Origin of the sequence: Stenotrophomonas sp. GbtcB23, assembly GCF_019091045.1 — a bacterium.
GTDB classification, from domain to species: domain Bacteria; phylum Pseudomonadota; class Gammaproteobacteria; order Xanthomonadales; family Xanthomonadaceae; genus Stenotrophomonas; species Stenotrophomonas rhizophila_A.
The window spans coordinates 1-229 of record NZ_JAGXKC010000781.1 but is presented as its reverse complement, the minus strand read 5'-3'; the positions used below and the strand labels follow the sequence as shown (position 1 = coordinate 229).

General features: G+C 64.6%; 1 protein-coding gene. It reads right to left on the bottom strand.

Annotated elements, in window-relative coordinates:
• Positions 1-229 (bottom strand): poly-beta-1,6-N-acetyl-D-glucosamine N-deacetylase PgaB (locus KVS69_RS20905; RefSeq protein WP_217540275.1); only part of this gene is annotated, 229 nt, incomplete at both ends.

The window sequence follows — 229 nt, the reverse complement described above, 5'->3', positions numbered from 1 at the left end:
ACCGTGGCCAGCTCCGGGCGCCAGCGCTGTGCGGCGCCGCGCAGTTCCAGGGTGAAGCCGATCAGCGCCTGGGTGCGCGCGCCGCCGTCGCCTTCCTGCGGCAGGTTGGCCAGTTCGGTGACGCGCAGATAGGCATCGTCGTGGAACAGCAGGCCCTCGAAATACCAGTTGATCGCCAGGTCTTCGTAGATGTCGTCGAAGATGTGACGCACCTTCGGGTTAGTGAAAT